17 protein-coding genes and 1 other annotated feature are annotated in these 18,439 nt (G+C 46.3%); all 17 genes read left to right on the plus strand.

Annotated features, from left to right (window positions below; all coding sequences use genetic code 11):
* Nucleotides 1–3 precede the first annotated feature (3 nt).
* The 17 genes from D4N35_RS09315 to tuf all read left to right on the plus strand — a co-directional run bounded on the left by D4N35_RS09315 (nt 4) and on the right by tuf (nt 18,382).
* Nucleotides 4–513 carry an NYN domain-containing protein gene (locus D4N35_RS09315; protein WP_120072793.1) on the plus strand — a complete coding sequence of 170 codons (510 nt, stop codon included), beginning with the start codon at nt 4–6 and terminating at the stop codon, nt 511–513.
* Nucleotides 514–585: 72 nt separating this feature from the next.
* Complete coding sequence (gene sigH / locus D4N35_RS09320; protein ID WP_120072795.1) at nt 586–1,236, plus strand: RNA polymerase sporulation sigma factor SigH; 651 nt, start codon at nt 586–588, stop codon at nt 1,234–1,236.
* Between the two features lie 76 nt (nt 1,237–1,312).
* Entirely contained in the window at nt 1,313–1,459 is a 147-nt protein-coding gene (gene rpmG, locus D4N35_RS09325) for a 50S ribosomal protein L33 (protein WP_120072797.1), read from the plus strand.
* Between the two features lie 47 nt (nt 1,460–1,506).
* Nucleotides 1,507–1,692, plus strand: a complete 186-nt coding sequence (secE, locus tag D4N35_RS09330; RefSeq protein ID WP_120072799.1) for a preprotein translocase subunit SecE — start codon at nt 1,507–1,509, stop codon at nt 1,690–1,692.
* A 352-nt stretch (nt 1,693–2,044) separates the two neighbouring features.
* Nucleotides 2,045–2,581 (plus strand): transcription termination/antitermination protein NusG, encoded by a 537-nt coding sequence (gene nusG, locus D4N35_RS09335; RefSeq protein WP_120072801.1) that lies wholly within the window; start codon nt 2,045–2,047, stop codon nt 2,579–2,581.
* Nucleotides 2,582–2,709: 128 nt separating this feature from the next.
* On the plus strand, nt 2,710–3,135 hold the full coding sequence (gene rplK / locus D4N35_RS09340) for a 50S ribosomal protein L11 (protein WP_144462708.1): 426 nt from the start codon (nt 2,710–2,712) through the stop codon (nt 3,133–3,135).
* 93 nt (nt 3,136–3,228) lie between these two features.
* Nucleotides 3,229–3,930, plus strand: a complete 702-nt coding sequence (rplA, locus tag D4N35_RS09345; protein WP_120072805.1) for a 50S ribosomal protein L1 — start codon at nt 3,229–3,231, stop codon at nt 3,928–3,930.
* Between the two features lie 37 nt (nt 3,931–3,967).
* Nucleotides 3,968–4,116 (plus strand) — a sequence feature (ribosomal protein L10 leader region).
* 38 nt (nt 4,117–4,154) lie between these two features.
* Nucleotides 4,155–4,649, plus strand: coding sequence for a 50S ribosomal protein L10 (gene rplJ / locus D4N35_RS09350; RefSeq protein ID WP_120072808.1), 495 nt, complete (start codon nt 4,155–4,157; stop codon nt 4,647–4,649).
* A gap of 48 nt (nt 4,650–4,697) precedes the next feature.
* Complete coding sequence (rplL, locus tag D4N35_RS09355) at nt 4,698–5,063, plus strand: 50S ribosomal protein L7/L12 (protein WP_120072810.1); 366 nt, start codon at nt 4,698–4,700, stop codon at nt 5,061–5,063.
* 225 nt (nt 5,064–5,288) lie between these two features.
* Nucleotides 5,289–5,900 (plus strand): class I SAM-dependent methyltransferase, encoded by a 612-nt coding sequence (locus tag D4N35_RS09360; protein ID WP_120072812.1) that lies wholly within the window; start codon nt 5,289–5,291, stop codon nt 5,898–5,900.
* Nucleotides 5,901–6,308: 408 nt separating this feature from the next.
* Nucleotides 6,309–9,863, plus strand: a complete 3,555-nt coding sequence (gene rpoB / locus D4N35_RS09365) for a DNA-directed RNA polymerase subunit beta (protein WP_120072814.1) — start codon at nt 6,309–6,311, stop codon at nt 9,861–9,863.
* A gap of 37 nt (nt 9,864–9,900) precedes the next feature.
* Nucleotides 9,901–13,518: a DNA-directed RNA polymerase subunit beta' gene (gene rpoC, locus D4N35_RS09370; protein ID WP_438944416.1), complete on the plus strand. Its 3,618-nt coding sequence runs from the start codon at nt 9,901–9,903 to the stop codon at nt 13,516–13,518.
* A 138-nt stretch (nt 13,519–13,656) separates the two neighbouring features.
* The gene (locus tag D4N35_RS09375) at nt 13,657–13,905 is read left to right on the plus strand and encodes a 50S ribosomal protein L7ae-like protein (RefSeq protein WP_120072818.1); all 249 of its coding nucleotides are present in this window, start codon (nt 13,657–13,659) and stop codon (nt 13,903–13,905) included.
* Nucleotides 13,906–14,017: 112 nt separating this feature from the next.
* Nucleotides 14,018–14,437 (plus strand): 30S ribosomal protein S12, encoded by a 420-nt coding sequence (rpsL, locus tag D4N35_RS09380; protein WP_120072923.1) that lies wholly within the window; start codon nt 14,018–14,020, stop codon nt 14,435–14,437.
* Between the two features lie 40 nt (nt 14,438–14,477).
* On the plus strand, nt 14,478–14,948 hold the full coding sequence (gene rpsG, locus D4N35_RS09385) for a 30S ribosomal protein S7 (RefSeq protein WP_120072820.1): 471 nt from the start codon (nt 14,478–14,480) through the stop codon (nt 14,946–14,948).
* 39 nt (nt 14,949–14,987) lie between these two features.
* Nucleotides 14,988–17,063 carry an elongation factor G gene (fusA, locus tag D4N35_RS09390; protein ID WP_120072823.1) on the plus strand — a complete coding sequence of 692 codons (2,076 nt, stop codon included), beginning with the start codon at nt 14,988–14,990 and terminating at the stop codon, nt 17,061–17,063.
* A 131-nt stretch (nt 17,064–17,194) separates the two neighbouring features.
* A complete protein-coding gene (gene tuf, locus D4N35_RS09395; protein ID WP_120072825.1) occupies nt 17,195–18,382 on the plus strand; it encodes an elongation factor Tu in 1,188 nt (395 codons plus the stop codon).
* Nucleotides 18,383–18,439 lie beyond the last annotated feature (57 nt).

An 18,439-nucleotide genomic window follows, 5' to 3' on the forward strand; every position in this document is an offset into this window, starting at 1 on the left:
CCGATGGATATTTTGATCGTCGACGGATATAACATGATCGGTGCATGGCCCGAGCTCGTTCAGCTGAAACAAAGGGACCTGGCAGCGGCAAGGGACAGGCTCATAGAAATATTGGCAGAATATCAGGGATTTACCGGTTTCAAAGTAATTGTCGTTTTTGATGCTTATGATGTCAAAGGGGTTGAAAAAAAGAATCGGCAGCATCGCGTTGAGGTGATTTACACAAAGTCGGAGGAGACTGCCGATGAACGGATTGAAAAATTGGCTAACGAGCTGAACAGCCGAACAACGCAGATTTATGTTGCCACCTCCGATTTTACGGAACAATGGGCGATTTTTGGACAGGGGGCTTTAAGAATATCAGCCCGGGAGTTATTGGAAGAAGTATTGGACACAGAGCGCAAGATTGAGAAGAAAGTCGAAAAAACGCGGGAAAAGGCTCCCTTACAAAAGATAGTTTTAAGCCAAGATATGACAGAAATCTTTGAAAAGTGGAGACGTGGCAAAAAATGACCAGTTGACGTTAGAAAATTCTGTCATGTATAATAATTCTATCGACGGTTTTTACAGGAGCGGGGGATCAGAGTGATTTCATACATTAAACTAGAAAGAGACACAGTTTTTGACTTGCTGGAAGATGAAGCGCTGATTGAACTGGTACACGACGGTGATAGTGAAGCTCTTGATTATCTAATTAAAAAATACCGAAATTTTGTAAGGGCAAAAGCCCGGTCCTATTTTCTGGTCGGAGCGGACAACGAAGATATTGTACAGGAAGGCATGATTGGACTTTATAAAGCAATCCGAGATTTTAAGGAAGAGAAACTCGCCTCATTCAAAGCTTTTGCGGAACTTTGCATTACAAGGCAAATCATTACCGCCATCAAAACTGCTACCCGTCAAAAACATATTCCACTTAACTCATATGTTTCCTTGGACAAGCCCATTTACGATGAAGAGTCAGACCGTACACTCATGGATGTCATTTCCGGAGCGAAAATCTTGGACCCGGAAGAACTGCTCATTCATAGGGAAAGGTTTAATAGTATAGAGGATAAAATGACTGAACTGCTGAGTGACTTGGAAAGGAAGGTGCTGGCCCTCTATTTGGACGGCCGCACCTACCAGGAAATTTCCGACGAACTGGACCGGCATGTGAAATCAATCGACAATGCTCTCCAAAGGGTGAAAAGGAAGCTGGAACGCTACCTTGAATTGCGTGAAATCACCTTCTGAACATCCGTGCCATATTGACGGCACTGTCTTTTCGTGGTATTTTTTAAAAGATATGTTGATATAAGGTGCGGTAGTGATGAAAAACAAAATCATATGGGCTTGCAGTGATTGCGGTTCCAGAAATTATACGACGGACAACAGAGAAAAATCATCCGAGCGGTTGACAATTAAGAAATATTGTAAAAGCTGCAATGCACACACAGTCCATCAGCAAACCAAATAACCCTTTTAAAGAGTGTCCGTTTATTTACAGATGTTGGAGGTTCGATCATGTCAAGCATAACTCAATTTTTCCGCAACGTCGGCTCGGAAATGAGAAAGGTGAGCTGGCCGAAACGGAAAGAACTAGTAGGATACACTATAACAGTCATTACTACAGTCGTGATACTCGCTCTATTTTTTGCGCTTGTCGATCTGGGGATTTCCAGATCCGTCCGATTTATCCTTGATCTATAAAAACAACTGACTTATATTGATAAACTTGTATATAAGCATACTGCCCGTGGTATAATATAACAACAATAAAATGCCGCCGTATTTTCAAAAGCCCGGTCAACGGGTTTTTTCATTTGGCTAAGAAAAGCGAAAGCGCCCGTTTAGCGACGTACAAACTGGAGCACTCCGCAATGAGATAAAGGAAACACGGCGACGAAGGAGCCGATGTTGACTTATCGTAGTGGAGGAGTGCGAAGTTTGCTAGTCGCTGGGCGCTGGAGCTAGACAATAAGAAAAGCGAAAGCGCCCGTTTAGCGGCGTACAGCTCTAAATTCAGATTATATAGGGAGGGAAGGACGTTAAGTCCCGCTCAATGGAAAAAAATTGGTACGTTGTCCACACATATTCCGGATACGAGAACAAGGTGAAAACGAACCTTGAAAAAAGAGTAGAATCCATGGGGATGCAAGACAAGATTTTCCGCGTCATTGTTCCGGAGGATGAAGAAACAGCCACGAAAAACGGAAAGACAAAAACGGTAAAGAAAAAGGTTTTCCCCGGGTATGTATTGGTAGAGCTCATTATGACAGATGATTCCTGGTACGTCGTAAGGAACACTCCGGGAGTGACAGGATTTGTCGGTTCAGCAGGATCCGGTTCCAAGCCGACTCCGCTTCTGCCGGAAGAAATCAATTATATTTTAAGAAGAATGGGCATGGAAAAGACTCCTGTCGATGTTCAGTTTGATGAAGGGGAAGCCGTGACAGTCAAAGAAGGGCCGTTTGCAAATTATACTGGCAAAATTGATTCGATTGATGCGGACAAGGGCAAAGCGAAGGTGCTTGTCAACATGTTCGGCCGTGAGACCCCTGTGGAACTCGACTTTGCACAAATTGAAAAAATAACTTAAAACAACTTGTTTTTTGACATCAAAAGTGATAATATTTTTTAGGTTAGCTCTCGAAAGAGATGTTAGTAAGATGAGTGGGAGGGGAAAGGCCCCTATTACCACATCACGGACTTAAGGAGGTGTGTCTCGTGGCTAAAAAAGTTATCAAAGTAGTAAAACTTCAAATTCCCGCGGGCAAAGCAAACCCGGCACCGCCAGTTGGACCGGCATTGGGTCAGGCAGGTGTAAATATCATGGGATTCTGTAAGGAGTTCAATGCCCGTACATCAGACCAGGCAGGTTTGATCATTCCGGTTGAAATCACTGTATTTGAAGACAGATCGTTTACATTCATTACAAAAACTCCGCCTGCGGCTGTTCTTTTGAAGAAAGCGGCTGGCATTGAGTCAGGTTCCGGAGAGCCGAATAAAAACTCGGTAGCTACCGTGAAGCGTGATAAAGTACGTGAGATCGCTGAATTGAAAATGCCCGACCTAAATGCAGCTAGTGTAGAAGCAGCCATGCAAATGGTTGAGGGCACTGCGCGCAGCATGGGAATCAAGATTGAAGACTGATTGTTTGGGAGGTTGCAGAGCTGCATTTTGTACCCTGCAACCTCTATTCGTGGGAGGTTTTTCCGCTAAAACCACAATATAGGAGGATTAATGATGGCTAAGAAAGGCAAGAAATATCTCGAAGCTTTAAAGCTTGTCGACCGTTCTAAAGCTTACGCGATCGACGAAGCTATTGAACTTGTCAAAAAAACAGACTTCGCTAAGTTTGATGCTACTGTTGAAGCGGCATTCCGTCTTGGAGTAGATCCGAAAAAAGCGGACCAACAAATCCGCGGTGCGGTTGTACTTCCCAACGGTACGGGAAAAACTCAGCGTGTCCTTGTTTTTGCAAAAGGGGAAAAAGCGAAAGAGGCTGAAGCGGCCGGAGCTGATTATGTAGGAGATGCAGAATACATCAATAAAATCAACCAAGGCTGGTTTGATTTCGATGTAGTTGTTGCCACTCCGGACATGATGGGCGAAGTTGGTAAACTTGGACGTACGCTTGGGCCAAAAGGCTTAATGCCGAACCCGAAAACTGGCACAGTTACATTTGATGTTGAAAAAGCTGTGAAAGAAATCAAAGCAGGTAAAGTGGAGTACCGCTTGGATAAAGCCGGTATCATCCATGTGCCGATCGGAAAGGTTTCCTTTGAAAACGAAAAGCTTCAAGAAAACTTTGCAACGATCTTTGATACAGTTTTAAAAGCTAAGCCGGCAGCTGCCAAAGGGACGTTTATGAAAAATGTTTCCATCACATCCACGATGGGGCCTGGAATCAAGGTCGACCCTTCCACAGTTGCTGTTAAAGCGTAAGTTGACAACATTTTATCTGTTTGATAAGATATAAAAGCTGAAAATAACATTTGTACCGTAGACAGCAGGTGCTCCCTGGAGCTTAATATCCCGCCGAGGTCATTGCGATATACCATATCCAATCTGTTTGTGCGGATTGGACGCAAAACCTCCATGTCTGCTGGCTGGAGGTTTTTTATATTTGCCCGGTATGAATGTTCATCTGAGAATTGGGAGGTGTAAGGATGAGCAAAGTAATTGAGCAAAAGAAACAAATCGTTGAAGAAATTGCAGACAAACTGAAATCCAGCGTATCTACTGTTATCGTAGACTACCGCGGATTAAACGTGGCTGAGGTGACTGAACTTCGCAAACAGCTTCGTGACGCGGGCGTGGAATACAAAGTTTACAAAAACTCCATGACACGCCGTGCAGCTGAAGCAGCTGACCTTGCTGGTCTTAACGAACAGCTTGTAGGTCCAAACGCGATTGCGTTCAGTACGGAAGATGTAGTGGCGCCTGCGAAAATCTTGAATGATTTCGCAAAAGAACACGATGCATTGGAAATCAAAGCTGGCGTCATCGAAGGAAACATTGCTTCAGTTGAGGAAATCAAGGCGCTTGCAAGCCTGCCTTCCCGCGAAGGATTGCTTTCTATGCTTCTTAGTGTTCTCCAAGCTCCAATGCGCAACTTCGCACTCGCTGCAAAAGCTGTCGCTGACCAAAAAGAAGAAGCGTAAACTGGCCATAGTCATATAAAATTTTAAAAAAATCTGGAGGAATAAATCATGACGAAAGAACAAATCATTGAAGCTGTCAAAGAAATGACAGTTCTTGAGCTTAACGATCTTGTAAAAGCAATTGAAGAAGAATTTGGCGTAACTGCTGCTGCTCCTGTAGCTGTTGCTGGTGGAGCTGCTGCTGCAGATGCCGCAGCTGAGCAAACAGAATTCGATGTAATTCTTGCCAGCGCTGGTGCACAAAAAATCAAAGTCATCAAAGCTGTCCGCGAAGCAACAGGCCTTGGCTTGAAAGAAGCGAAAGAGCTTGTTGACAACGCTCCTAAACCAATCAAAGAAGGCGCATCTAAAGAAGAAGCTGAAGAGCTCAAAGCGAAACTTGAAGAAGTTGGAGCAGAAGTCGAAGTTAAGTAATCGTATACTGATACAAAAGCTCGCTTAAATAGGCGGGCTTTTTCGTGTATAGAAAAGCGGAGGTGCCCTGCTCAGCCCCGACAAGCATAAGACGAGTGCTGAAAAAGGCGTAATTTGCCTTCAGCAGCAATTGGCTTATGACCTCGAGGGGCTACTAGGCGCTGGAGCTGGACAAAAAAAGCGGAGGCGCCTGTTTATTAACTATAAAACGGAGGTTTCCCCCAAATGACAGAGCACTATTATTCGCGTAATCCCCAAGTGGATAGTGATCCCATATATTGGGATGCGAATCTGCGGAATCATTCCTTTCGCTTCAAAACAGACCGCGGTGTTTTTTCAAAGCAGGAAGTGGATTTTGGTTCAAGGCTTCTGATCGATACTTTTGCAATGCCGGATACAGACGGGCCTTTGCTTGATCTTGGGTGCGGCTATGGTCCCATCGGTTTGAGCCTTGCCAAGGATTTTCCTGCCAGAATGATCCACATGGCTGATATTAATGAGCGGGCAGTCGGACTGGCGAAAGAAAATGCAGCAGCAAACCAAATCGAAAATGTAAAAATCTATGAAAGTGACGGTTTTCAAAGTGTTGACGAAAAAGGCTTTGCTGCCATATTGATCAACCCGCCTATCAGGGCCGGAAAGCGGATCATCTTCAACATGTTCGAAAATGCCTTTCATCATCTCGCTGATAATGGCGAACTGTGGATTGTTATCCAGAAAAAACAGGGAGCCCCTTCAACAAAAGTAAAATTGGAAGAGATTTTTACTGAAGTGGAGACAGCGGGCAAGAAAAAAGGCTATTATATTTTTCAAGCAAAAAAGTTTGCATCGTTTTGACTCTTGTGCTAATATTGTAAGATGCTAATACCATGCTTTCCATAAAATAGCTGATAGTTGTATATTTATCGGCTATTATGGGAAAAATTATTAAATATAGGTTCGTCTCGGGAAATTGTGGTTTTCAAAGTAAAACCATTTTTCTTTTTGTAAGAAAAAAAGTGTAAAGTTAGACTAAGTTTTTTATTCGAATTTTGATATGGTAGGTCTAGCTTCAGGCGCCATCGGCTCGAGGTCACAAGCCAAATTGCTGTGGTGGCTGAAAAGCTGCCTCCTCGCAATTCGTCTTGTGCTTGCCTCCTAAGGCTGCGCGCCTTACGCTTTTCTTTTTGTCTGATGATTCGTATCCTGCTCGACCTAAGAGCGGATAGAATGAATAAAATGCATGATTTTTGAGGGGTGAATCAGTTGACAGGTCAACTTGTTCAGTATGGACGGCACCGCCAGCGCAGAAGCTTTGCTCGGATCAGTGAAGTATTGGAACTGCCAAACCTTATTGAAATTCAATCTTCCTCTTATCAATGGTTTCTTGATGAGGGCTTAAAGGAAATGTTTCAGGACATCTCCCCAATTGAAGATTTCGCCGGGAATCTATCATTAGAATTTATCGATTATAGTCTCGGTGAGCCAAAATACTCTGTGGAAGAATCCAAAGAGCGTGATGCCACATATTCTGCTCCGCTTCGTGTCAAACTGCGTCTTTTAAATAAAGAGACCGGCGAAGTGAAGGACCAGGATGTGTTCATGGGAGACTTCCCGCTGATGACAGAAATGGGAACATTCATCATCAATGGAGCAGAGCGTGTCATTGTTTCGCAGCTAGTACGTTCTCCAAGCGTTTATTACAGCGCCAAAATTGATAAGAATGGCAAGAAAGGCTTCACCGCCACTGTCATTCCGAACCGGGGTGCATGGCTGGAATATGAAACAGATGCGAAAGATGTTGTGTATGTCCGTATCGACCGGACAAGGAAACTGCCGGTAACGGTTCTTTTGCGTGCACTGGGTTTTGGTTCTGATCAAGAAATCATCGAATTAATAGGAGATAACGAATATCTCCGCAACACATTGGAAAAAGACAATACGGAGAGCGTTGAAAAAGCTTTGCTTGAAATCTATGAACGTCTCCGTCCAGGTGAGCCCCCGACAGTCGAAAATGCGAAAAGCCTTCTTATTTCCCGCTTTTTCGATCCGAAAAGATATGATTTGGCCAACGTTGGGCGTTATAAAATTAACAAGAAGCTCCATATTAAAAATCGCCTTTTCGGCCAGCGGCTGGCGGAAACATTAGCCGATCCGGAAACAGGCGAAATCATTGCGGAAAAAGGCACCTTGCTTGACCGCCGTACATTAGACAAATTAATCCCCTACCTCGAAAAAGGCGCGGGATTCAAAACATACAACAATCATGGTGGTGTGCTGGAAGAGGATATCACCGTCCAAACTATTAAAATATATGCTCCGAATGACGATGAGGAAAAAGAAATCAATGTCATCGGCAACTCTTTCATTGAGGAAGAAATCAAGAATATTACACCTGCTGATATCATTGCTTCCATCAGCTATTTCTTTGACCTTCTTTACGGAGTCGGTGATACGGATGATATCGACCATCTCGGCAACCGCCGTCTGCGTTCAGTCGGAGAGCTGCTTCAAAACCAGTTCAGAATCGGACTGTCACGTATGGAGAGGGTTGTTCGTGAGCGGATGTCCATCCAGGACATCAATACAATCACGCCGCAGCAATTGATCAATATCCGCCCGGTTATTGCATCGATCAAAGAGTTTTTCGGAAGCTCCCAGCTGTCGCAATTCATGGACCAGACGAATCCGTTGGCGGAATTGACCCATAAACGGAGACTTTCTGCCCTCGGGCCAGGCGGTTTGACACGTGAACGTGCCGGGATGGAAGTCCGGGATGTCCACTATTCCCATTATGGGCGGATGTGTCCGATTGAGACACCGGAAGGACCCAACATCGGGTTGATCAACTCGCTGTCCACTTTTGCGAAGGTGAATCGCTTTGGTTTTATTGAAACACCTTACCGCCGTGTCGACCCCGAGACAGGTGTTGTCACGTCCCAAATCGACTATTTGACTGCTGATGAAGAGGATAACTATGTTGTTGCGCAGGCAAACGCTCCATTAACGGAGGAAGGCACTTTCGCAAATGACGAAGTCATTGCCCGCTTCCGGGGAGAAAACACCGTGATCAAAAAAGACCGGATTGATTATATGGACGTTTCTCCGAAGCAGGTCGTATCCGCAGCGACAGCATGTATTCCTTTCCTGGAAAACGATGACTCCAACCGTGCCCTGATGGGAGCGAACATGCAGAGGCAGGCTGTTCCGCTTATGCAGCCGGAAGCTCCGCTTGTCGGTACTGGAATGGAGTATGTATCGGCGAAGGATTCGGGTGCTGCTGTCATCTGTAAACATGGCGGTGTTGTCGAACACATCGAAGCACGCGAAATTTGGGTGCGCAGAATCCAGGAGATTGACGGGCAGGAAATAAAAGGTGACCTTGATAAATACCGCCTTCAAAAATTCATCCGTTCCAACCAGGGAACCTGTTACAACCAGCGTCCGATCGTAAGTGTCGGCGACCGCGTTGTCAAAGGTGAAATCCTTGCTGACGGCCCATCCATGGACCAAGGGGAATTGGCACTCGGCCGAAACGTCCTCGTAGGATTCATGACATGGGAAGGTTATAACTACGAAGATGCAATCATCATGAGCGAAAGGCTTGTGAAAGATGATGTCTATACATCGATTCATATTGAAGAATATGAATCTGAAGCCAGGGATACGAAGCTTGGCCCCGAAGAAATGACAAGGGATATTCCGAATGTCGGGGAAGATGCACTGAAAAATCTCGACGAGCGCGGGATAATCCGGATTGGTGCGGAAGTCAAGGACGGCGATCTGCTCGTCGGAAAAGTAACGCCAAAAGGCGTAACGGAACTGACGGCTGAAGAGCGCCTGCTTCATGCCATCTTTGGTGAAAAAGCGCGTGAAGTCCGGGATACATCTCTCAGAGTGCCTCATGGAGGCGGCGGAATCGTCCTCGATGTAAAAGTGTTCAACCGTGAAGACGGCGACGAGCTTTCACCGGGTGTGAACCAGCTTGTCCGTGTATATATCGTTCAGAAAAGGAAAATATCCGAAGGGGACAAAATGGCGGGACGCCACGGTAACAAAGGTGTTATTTCCCGTATTCTTCCGGAAGAGGATATGCCATTCATGCCTGACGGCACACCTATCGATGTCATGCTCAACCCGCTTGGTGTTCCTTCAAGGATGAACATCGGCCAGGTGCTTGAGCTTCACTTGGGAATGGCAGCCAGATACTTGGGACTTCATATGGCATCCCCAGTATTTGACGGTGCGACCGAAGAGGATGTATGGGCAACGATCGAAGAAGCCGGCATGGCTTCCGATGCGAAAACAGTCCTTTATGACGGAAGGACAGGGGAAGCTTTTGATAACCGTGTCTCCGTTGGTGTCATGTATATGCTGAAACTGGCGCATATGGTTGATGATAAGCTGCATGCCCGTTCAACTGGCCCTTATTCACTCGTCACCCAGCAGCCGCTTGGCGGTAAAGCCCAGTTCGGTGGCCAGCGTTTCGGGGAGATGGAAGTATGGGCGCTTGAGGCATACGGTGCAGCATACACTCTTCAGGAAATCCTTACGGTTAAATCTGACGATGTGGTCGGACGTGTGAAAACATATGAGTCCATAGTCAAAGGTGAAAACGTCCCAGAGCCGGGTGTTCCTGAATCATTCAAAGTTTTGATCAAAGAGCTGCAAAGCCTTGGAATGGATGTCAAAATCCTATCCGGGGACGAAGAGGAAATTGAAATGCGCGAACTTGAGGACGACGATGATCTTCACCAGGCAGATACTTTGAATATTGCTCCTGAAACGAAAGTGGAAGAAACAGCAGCGACGAAGGAGTAAATGATGTCAGACAAGGCAAATAGGGTAAAACCTGTATATGAAAAGGGAGGTAGGCCCCTTGCTGGATGTAAATAATTTCGAGTATATGAAAATCGGCCTCGCATCGCCGGATAAGATCCGCTCATGGTCTTTTGGCGAGGTTAAAAAGCCGGAAACGATTAACTATAGAACTTTAAAACCCGAGAAGGACGGTCTTTTCTGTGAGCGGATTTTCGGACCGACAAAAGACTGGGAATGCCATTGCGGAAAATACAAACGTGTACGGTATAAAGGAGTCGTTTGTGACCGCTGCGGCGTTGAAGTGACGAGGGCGAAAGTCCGCCGTGAGCGAATGGGGCACATTGAGCTTGCTGCCCCTGTCTCTCACATTTGGTACTTCAAGGGAATTCCGAGCCGGATGGGTCTTTTATTGGATATGTCCCCCCGCGCATTGGAAGAGATCATTTATTTCGCTTCTTACGTAGTGACAGACCCGGGCGACACTACACTTGAGAAGAAACAGCTTTTATCTGAAAGGGAATATCGTGCTTATCGTGAAAAGTACGGTTCATCTTTCAATGCGGGAATGGGAGCGGAAGCTATTAAAAAGCTTTTGCAGGATGTAGATCTTGACAAAGAAGTCGAGATTTTGAAAGAAGAGCTGAAGACAGCGCAGGGCCAGCGGCGTACGCGTGCCATCAGAAGGCTTGAAGTGCTGGAAGCATTCCGCCACTCCGGAAACCATCCGGATTGGATGGTGCTGGATGTCCTTCCGGTCATTCCGCCGGAATTACGCCCGATGGTTCAACTGGAAGGCGGCCGGTTCGCTACATCGGACCTGAACGACTTGTACCGTCGTGTCATTAACCGGAACAACCGCCTGAAAAGGCTCTTGGACCTCGGAGCGCCCGGCATCATTGTCCAAAATGAAAAGCGTATGCTTCAGGAAGCTGTCGATGCTCTCATCGATAATGGACGGAGAGGGCGCCCGGTGACCGGACCCGGCAACCGTCCGCTCAAATCCCTTTCACACATGCTGAAAGGAAAGCAAGGGCGCTTCCGCCAAAACTTGCTTGGTAAACGGGTCGATTATTCAGGCCGTTCCGTTATCGTCGTCGGACCGAGCCTTAAAATGTATCAATGCGGCCTTCCGAAAGAAATGGCATTAGAACTGTTCAAGCCGTTTGTCATGAAGGAACTGGTTGAACAAGGCCTTGCTCACAATATTAAGAGCGCCAAGCGTAAAATTGAGCGTGTTCATCCCGAAGTTTGGGATGTGCTTGAAGAAGTCATCCGCGAACATCCGGTGCTCCTAAACCGTGCACCGACATTGCACAGGCTGGGAATTCAGGCATTTGAGCCGACTCTTGTCGAGGGAAGGGCGATCCGCCTTCACCCGCTTGTATGTACAGCTTATAATGCGGACTTTGACGGCGACCAAATGGCTGTCCATGTTCCGTTATCCGCCGAAGCCCAGGCGGAAGCAAGGCTGCTGATGCTGGCTGCGCAGAACATCTTAAACCCAAGGGACGGCAAACCGGTCGTTACACCTTCCCAGGATATGGTCCTCGGGAACTATTATCTGACATTGGAGCGTGAAGGCGCTGCAGGCGAGGGCATGGTCTTCGGCAATGCAGATGAGGCGCTGCTCGCATACCATAACGGATATATCCACCTGCATTCCCGGATTGCGATTCATGTGGATTCTCTGCCAAATGAGAGATTTTCTGAGGAGCAGCGGAAGAAATTGCTGGTTACGACCATGGGTAAAATCATTTTCAATGAAATTTTGCCTCATTCGTTCCCATATATCAATGAGCCGACAAGGGAGAATCTTGAACAAAATACGCCGGAGAAGTATTTTGTTGATACAACAGAAAACGTTGCGGAATTCATTAAAAAGCAGCCGCTTGTTAAACCATTCAAAAAGAAAATTCTTGGGAATATCATTGCCGAGATTTTTAAAAGGTTCCAAATCACCGAGACTTCAAAAATGCTCGACAGCATGAAAGATCTTGGATTCAAATATTCGACTAAAGCAGGGATTACGGTCGGAGTATCCGATATTGTTGTACTTGCGGAGAAAGAAACAATCCTTGAGGAAGCCCAGACAAAGGTTGACAATGTCCTGAAGCAGTTCAAGCGGGGGCTGATTACAGATGAAGAGCGCTATGATCGTGTCATTTCCATCTGGAGTTCCGCAAAGGATGAAATTCAGGATAAGCTGATGGAGTCCCTGGAAAATCTTAATCCGATTTACATGATGAGTGATTCCGGTGCGCGGGGTAACCCATCCAACTTTACACAGTTGGCGGGTATGCGCGGACTCATGGCCAACCCGGCTGGACGGATCATCGAACTTCCGATCAAATCAAGCTTCCGGGAAGGATTGACAGTACTCGAGTACTTTATCTCCACCCATGGAGCGCGTAAAGGATTGGCGGATACAGCACTGAAGACAGCCGACTCAGGTTACCTGACAAGAAGGCTGGTTGACGTTGCGCAGGATGTCATTGTCCGTGAAGATGACTGCGGTACAGACCGAGGACTCCTTGTTTCAGCGCTTAAAGACGGTACAGAAGAAATCGAGTCTTTGGAAGAAAGGCTGATTGGCCGCTTTACCCGCAAAAAGATCGTTCATCCTGAAACAGGGGACATTATCATTAATGAGAATACGCTTATCACGGAAGATACAGCGAAGGAAATCGTCAACGCAGGAATTGAAAAAGTATGGATCCGCTCTGCGTTCACATGTAACACCCGCCATGGCGTATGTAAAAAATGCTACGGCCGAAACCTGGCAACCGGTTCAGTAGTGGATGTCGGGGAAGCGGTGGGAATCATCGCCGCTCAATCAATCGGAGAGCCGGGTACCCAGCTTACGATGAGGACCTTCCATACCGGAGGGGTTGCCGGGGACGATATCACGCAGGGTCTTCCGCGTATTCAGGAATTGTTCGAAGCCCGTAACCCTAAAGGCCAGGCTGTCATTTCCGAAATCAGCGGCGTGGTCACCGCCATCAATGAAGGCAGGGACCGCCAGCATGAAATTGTCATCCAAGGCGAAATTGAAAGCAAAACATATAATGCCCCATACACAGCCCGTCTGCGTGTAGCAGTGAATGACCGGGTGGAGCGCGGGCAGGAATTGACCGAAGGGTCCATCGATCCGAAGGAATTGCTGCGTGCCAAAGATGTGGCGGCCGTACAAGAGTATCTTTTACTTGAAGTGCAAAAGGTTTACCGGATGCAGGGTGTTGAAATTGGCGACAAGCATATCGAAGTGATGGTTCGCCAGATGCTGCGGAAAGTGAGAGTCACGGATGCAGGAGACACCGATGTACTGCCGGGAACATTGCTTGACATTCACCAGTTTACGGATGCGAACAAAAAAGTGCTGCTTGAAGGAAATCAGCCGGCAACCGGACGTCCGGTATTGCTCGGTATTACAAAAGCATCGCTTGAGACGGATTCCTTCCTGTCAGCAGCATCATTCCAGGAAACAACACGCGTGTTGACCGACGCTGCCATCAAAGGCAAGCGGGATGAGCTGCTCGGCCTGAAAGAGAACGTCATTATCGGAAAACTGGTTCCGGCCGGAACCGGAATGCAGCGCTACAGAAGAGCGGGCGCCGTATTGAAGCGAGAAGAAGACGATGCAGTCAACGTAGAATAACAGAGGGGCCGCCGGCAAAACTGCCGGCGGATTCTTGTAAAGAAAATCTCTTTTATTGTTGACATTGAAAATATCAGATGATAATATATTCAAGGTGATCCTATCATAATAACCTGTTGCTTTGGAGGATGCGTAAAATTGTCTTATGAAAAAGTACTGCAGGATGCAAATGTGATAATAGGAACAAAGCAAACAGTAAGGGCTCTGAAATCAGGCCATGCGAAGGAAGTTTTCGTTGCGCAGGATGCCGATCCGCGAATCACGGATAACATCATTGATACAGCGAAAGAGCTGGATGTGCCCGTAACCAGGGTCGACTCCATGAAAAAACTTGGCAAAGCATGCGGTATTGATGTAGGGGCGGCAGCTGTTGCCATCATTCACTAAAGGCGTTTTTGCGAAGGACGCGTATGTTGTCCGCAAAAACTTGTTTTTTTTCTTTAAAAAAGAACCACCTGGATGTGTGGGTCTACAGAAAACCGGAAAGGAGGAAGCATTCATGCCTACAATTAACCAATTGGTACGCAAACCAAGAAAGTCAAAAGTGACTACTTCTGACTCACCAGCACTTAACAAAGGGTACAACAGCTTCAAGAAAACGAGCACTAACGTTTCTTCTCCACAAAAGCGGGGCGTATGTACTCGTGTTGGTACAATGACACCTAAAAAACCGAACTCTGCGCTTCGTAAATATGCCCGTGTTCGTTTGACAAACGGAATTGAGGTAACTGCCTATATTCCTGGAATCGGCCATAACCTTCAAGAGCACAGCGTTGTATTGATCCGCGGTGGACGTGTAAAAGACTTGCCTGGTGTGCGTTATCACATCGTTCGCGGCGCGCTTGACACTGCCGGCGTTGAAAACCGTGCACAAAGCCGTTCCAAATACGGTACAAAACGTCCAAAAGACAAAAAATAAGATTTAGATATATTCACTGTTTGTGAAAGGAGGAACCCCAATGCCACGTAAAGGACCAGTCGCAAAAAGAGATGTGCTTCCTGATCCATTGTACAACTCTAAACTCGTTACACGCCTGATCAACAAATTGATGGTCGACGGTAAGAGAGGAAAAGCACAATCTATCCTATATTCAGCATTTAATCTAGTTCAAGAAAGAAGCGGTAAAGACCCAATGGAGGTTTTCGACCAGGCTTTGAAAAACATCATGCCGGTCTTGGAAGTAAGAGCCCGCCGTGTGGGTGGAGCCAACTACCAAGTGCCAGTTGAAGTGCGTCCGGAGCGCCGTTCAACATTAGGTCTTCGCTGGTTGGTGAACTACGCACGTCTTCGTGGAGAAAAAACCATGGAAGAGCGTCTAGCCAATGAAATTCTTGATGCTGCAAACAACAGCGGAGCTTCAGTTAAGAAGCGTGAAGATACGCATAAAATGGCTGAGGCAAACAAAGCATTTGCTCACTATCGCTGGTAAGATCATTATTATTTATAAACTAGGAAGGAGAAAGACGAGATGCCTAGAGAGTTCTCCTTAGAAAAGACTCGTAATATCGGAATCATGGCTCACATTGATGCCGGTAAAACAACGACAACCGAGCGCATCCTTTTCTATACAGGGCGAATCCATAAAGTGGGCGAAACTCACGAAGGTGCTTCACAAATGGACTGGATGGAACAAGAGCAGGAACGCGGAATCACGATTACTTCCGCTGCTACAACGGCACAGTGGAAAGGATACCGCGTCAATATCATTGACACTCCTGGCCACGTAGACTTCACTGTTGAAGTTGAACGTTCCTTAAGGGTCCTTGACGGAGCTGTGACTGTCCTTGATGCACAATCAGGTGTTGAACCGCAAACTGAAACAGTTTGGCGCCAGGCAACAACTTACGGAGTTCCACGAATTGTTTTCGTCAATAAAATGGATAAAATCGGTGCAGACTTTTTATACGCTGTAAAAACTCTGCATGATCGTCTGGATGCTAATGCACATCCAATCCAGCTTCCAATCGGCGCGGAAGATACTTTCAAAGGTATCGTAGACCTCGTTGAGATGAAAGCTTGGATCTATGAAGGCGACGTGCTGGATGCCACTGAATCAGAGATTCCGGAAGATCTTCAAGATCAAGCGGAAGAAATGCGTGCAAGCTTGATTGAAGCGGTCGCAGACTTTGATGAAGAGCTTATGATGAAATATCTTGAGGGCGAAGAAATCACCAACGAAGAGCTTAAAGCGGCAATCCGTGCAGCAACTTTGAAAGTAGAATTCTACCCTGTACTTTGCGGAACAGCTTTCAAAAACAAAGGTGTACAGCCTGTGCTTGATGCGGTTGTTGACTATTTGCCTGCCCCGATAGATATCGAATCAATCAAAGGGATCGTACCTGGCACAGAAGAAGAAGTAGAGCGTCATGCCGATGACAATGAGCCATTCTCAGCTCTTGCATTTAAAGTCATGACAGACCCTTATGTCGGTCGTTTGACATTCTTCCGTGTGTACTCAGGTACACTTGAATCCGGTTCTTATGTACAAAACTCCACTAAAGGAAAACGTGAAAGAATCGGCCGTATCCTTCAGATGCACGCAAACCACCGTGAAGAGATCACAACTGCTTACAGCGGTGATATCGCGGCTGCAGTAGGTTTGAAAGATACAGGTACAGGAGATACGCTTTGTGACGAAAAGAACCTCGTAATTCTTGAGTCCATGGAATTCCCTGAGCCGGTTATTTCAGTTGCCATTGAACCAAAATCCAAAGCGGACCAGGATAAAATGGGTGCTGCACTTGCGAAATTGCAGGAAGAAGACCCGACTTTCCGTGCAGAAACAAATGTCGAGACAGGACAAGTCGTTATTGCCGGAATGGGTGAGCTTCACCTTGACATTATCGTTGACCGCTTGAAGCGTGAATTCAAAGTAGAAGCTAACGTTGGTGCACCACAGGTTTCTTACCGTGAAACTTTCCGTACTGCGGCTCAAGTCGAAGGTAAGTTCGTACGCCAGTCAGGTGGACGCGGACAGTTCGGCCACGTTTGGATAGAATTCTCTCCAAACGAAGCCGGTAAAGGCTTTGAATTTGAAAATGCCATTGTCGGTGGTGTTGTTCCCCGTGAATACATCCCGGCTGTCCAAGCAGGATTGGAAGATGCAATGGCTAACGGTGTCATTGCGGGATATCCGCTCATTGACGTGAAGGCCAAACTTTATGACGGTTCTTACCACGATGTTGACTCCAGTGAGATGGCATTTAAAATTGCTGCTTCCCTTGCTTTAAGAAACGCAGCGAAAAAATGTGATCCGGTTTTATTGGAACCTGTCATGAAAGTCGAAGTTGTCGTTCCGGAAGAATATCTGGGAGATACAATGGGAGACGTTACTTCACGCCGCGGACGCGTTGAAGGTATGGAAGCAAGAGGAAACGCGCAAGTGGTGAAAGCATTCGTTCCACTTTCCGAAATGTTCGGTTATGCGACATCTCTCCGTTCCAATACACAGGGACGCGGTACGTACACAATGCACTTTGACCACTACGAAGAAGTGCCAAAATCCATCGCTGAAGAGATCATCAAAAAAAATAGCGGTGAATAATTGATTTTATTGCATCTATCAAGTATAACTACTAATAGATGATATTCGGGCGGCTTTGAAGCGGGGAGAACTCTTCCTTTGAAGCGCTCGCCTATACTTACTATTTTTTAAATTTAAAGGAGGATTTCCTAATGGCTAAGGAAAAATTTGATCGTTCCAAAGAACATGCGAATATCGGTACAATCGGTCACGTTGACCATGGTAAAACAACTTTGACTGCTGCTATTGCTACAGTTCTTTCTAAAAAATTAGGTGGAGAAGCTAAGTCTTACGACCAAGTTGACAACGCTCCTGAAGAAAAAGAGCGTGGAATTACAATTTCTACTTCCCACATCGAGTATGAAACTGAAAAACGCCACTATGCGCACGTTGACTGCCCAGGACACGCTGACTATGTTAAAAACATGATCACTGGTGCAGCGCAAATGGACGGAGCTATCCTTGTTGTATCTGCTGCTGACGGCCCAATGCCACAAACTCGTGAGCATATCCTTCTTTCCCGTCAAGTAGGTGTTCCTTACATCGTTGTATTCATGAACAAATGCGACATGGTTGACGACGAAGAACTTCTTGAATTGGTTGAAATGGAGATCCGTGATCTTCTTTCTGAATATGAGTTCCCTGGAGACGACCTTCCAGTAATTAAAGGTTCTGCTCTTAAAGCTCTTGAAGGAGACGCTGAGTGGGAAGATAAAATCATTGAATTAATGAACGCTGTTGACGAATACATCCCAACTCCAGAGCGTGAAACTGACAAACCATTCATGATGCCTGTTGAGGACGTATTCTCTATCACAGGTCGTGGAACAGTTGCAACTGGACGTGTTGAGCGCGGACAGGTAAAAGTCGGTGACGAAGTAGAAATCATCGGTCTTGCTGAAGAGTCCAAGAAAACAACGGTTACTGGAGTTGAAATGTTCCGTAAGCTTCTTGACTATGCAGAAGCCGGAGACAACATCGGAGCACTTCTCCGCGGTGTAGCACGTGAAGACATCCAACGCGGCCAAGTTTTGGCAGCACCTGGATCCATCACGCCGCACACTAAATTTAAATCAGAAGTATACGTTCTTTCCAAAGAAGAAGGTGGACGTCACACTCCATTCTTCTCTAACTACCGCCCTCAGTTCTACTTCCGTACAACTGACGTAACTGGAATCATCAACCTTCCAGAGGGAGTAGAAATGGTTATGCCTGGCGACAACGTAGAAATGTCAGTAGAACTTATTTCTCCGATCGCGATTGAAGAAGGAACTAAATTCTCAATCCGTGAAGGCGGCCGTACAGTAGGCGCTGGAGTCGTTGCTTCCATCGAAAAATAATAAAGCTTTAAAAAAAGTGCACTTTTAAAGCGAAACGCGCAGAGATCGGCTCTGCGC

It is taken from the genome of Siminovitchia fortis (assembly GCF_003605365.2).
In the GTDB taxonomy this organism is placed as follows: Bacteria; Bacillota; Bacilli; order Bacillales; family Bacillaceae_C; genus Siminovitchia; species Siminovitchia fortis.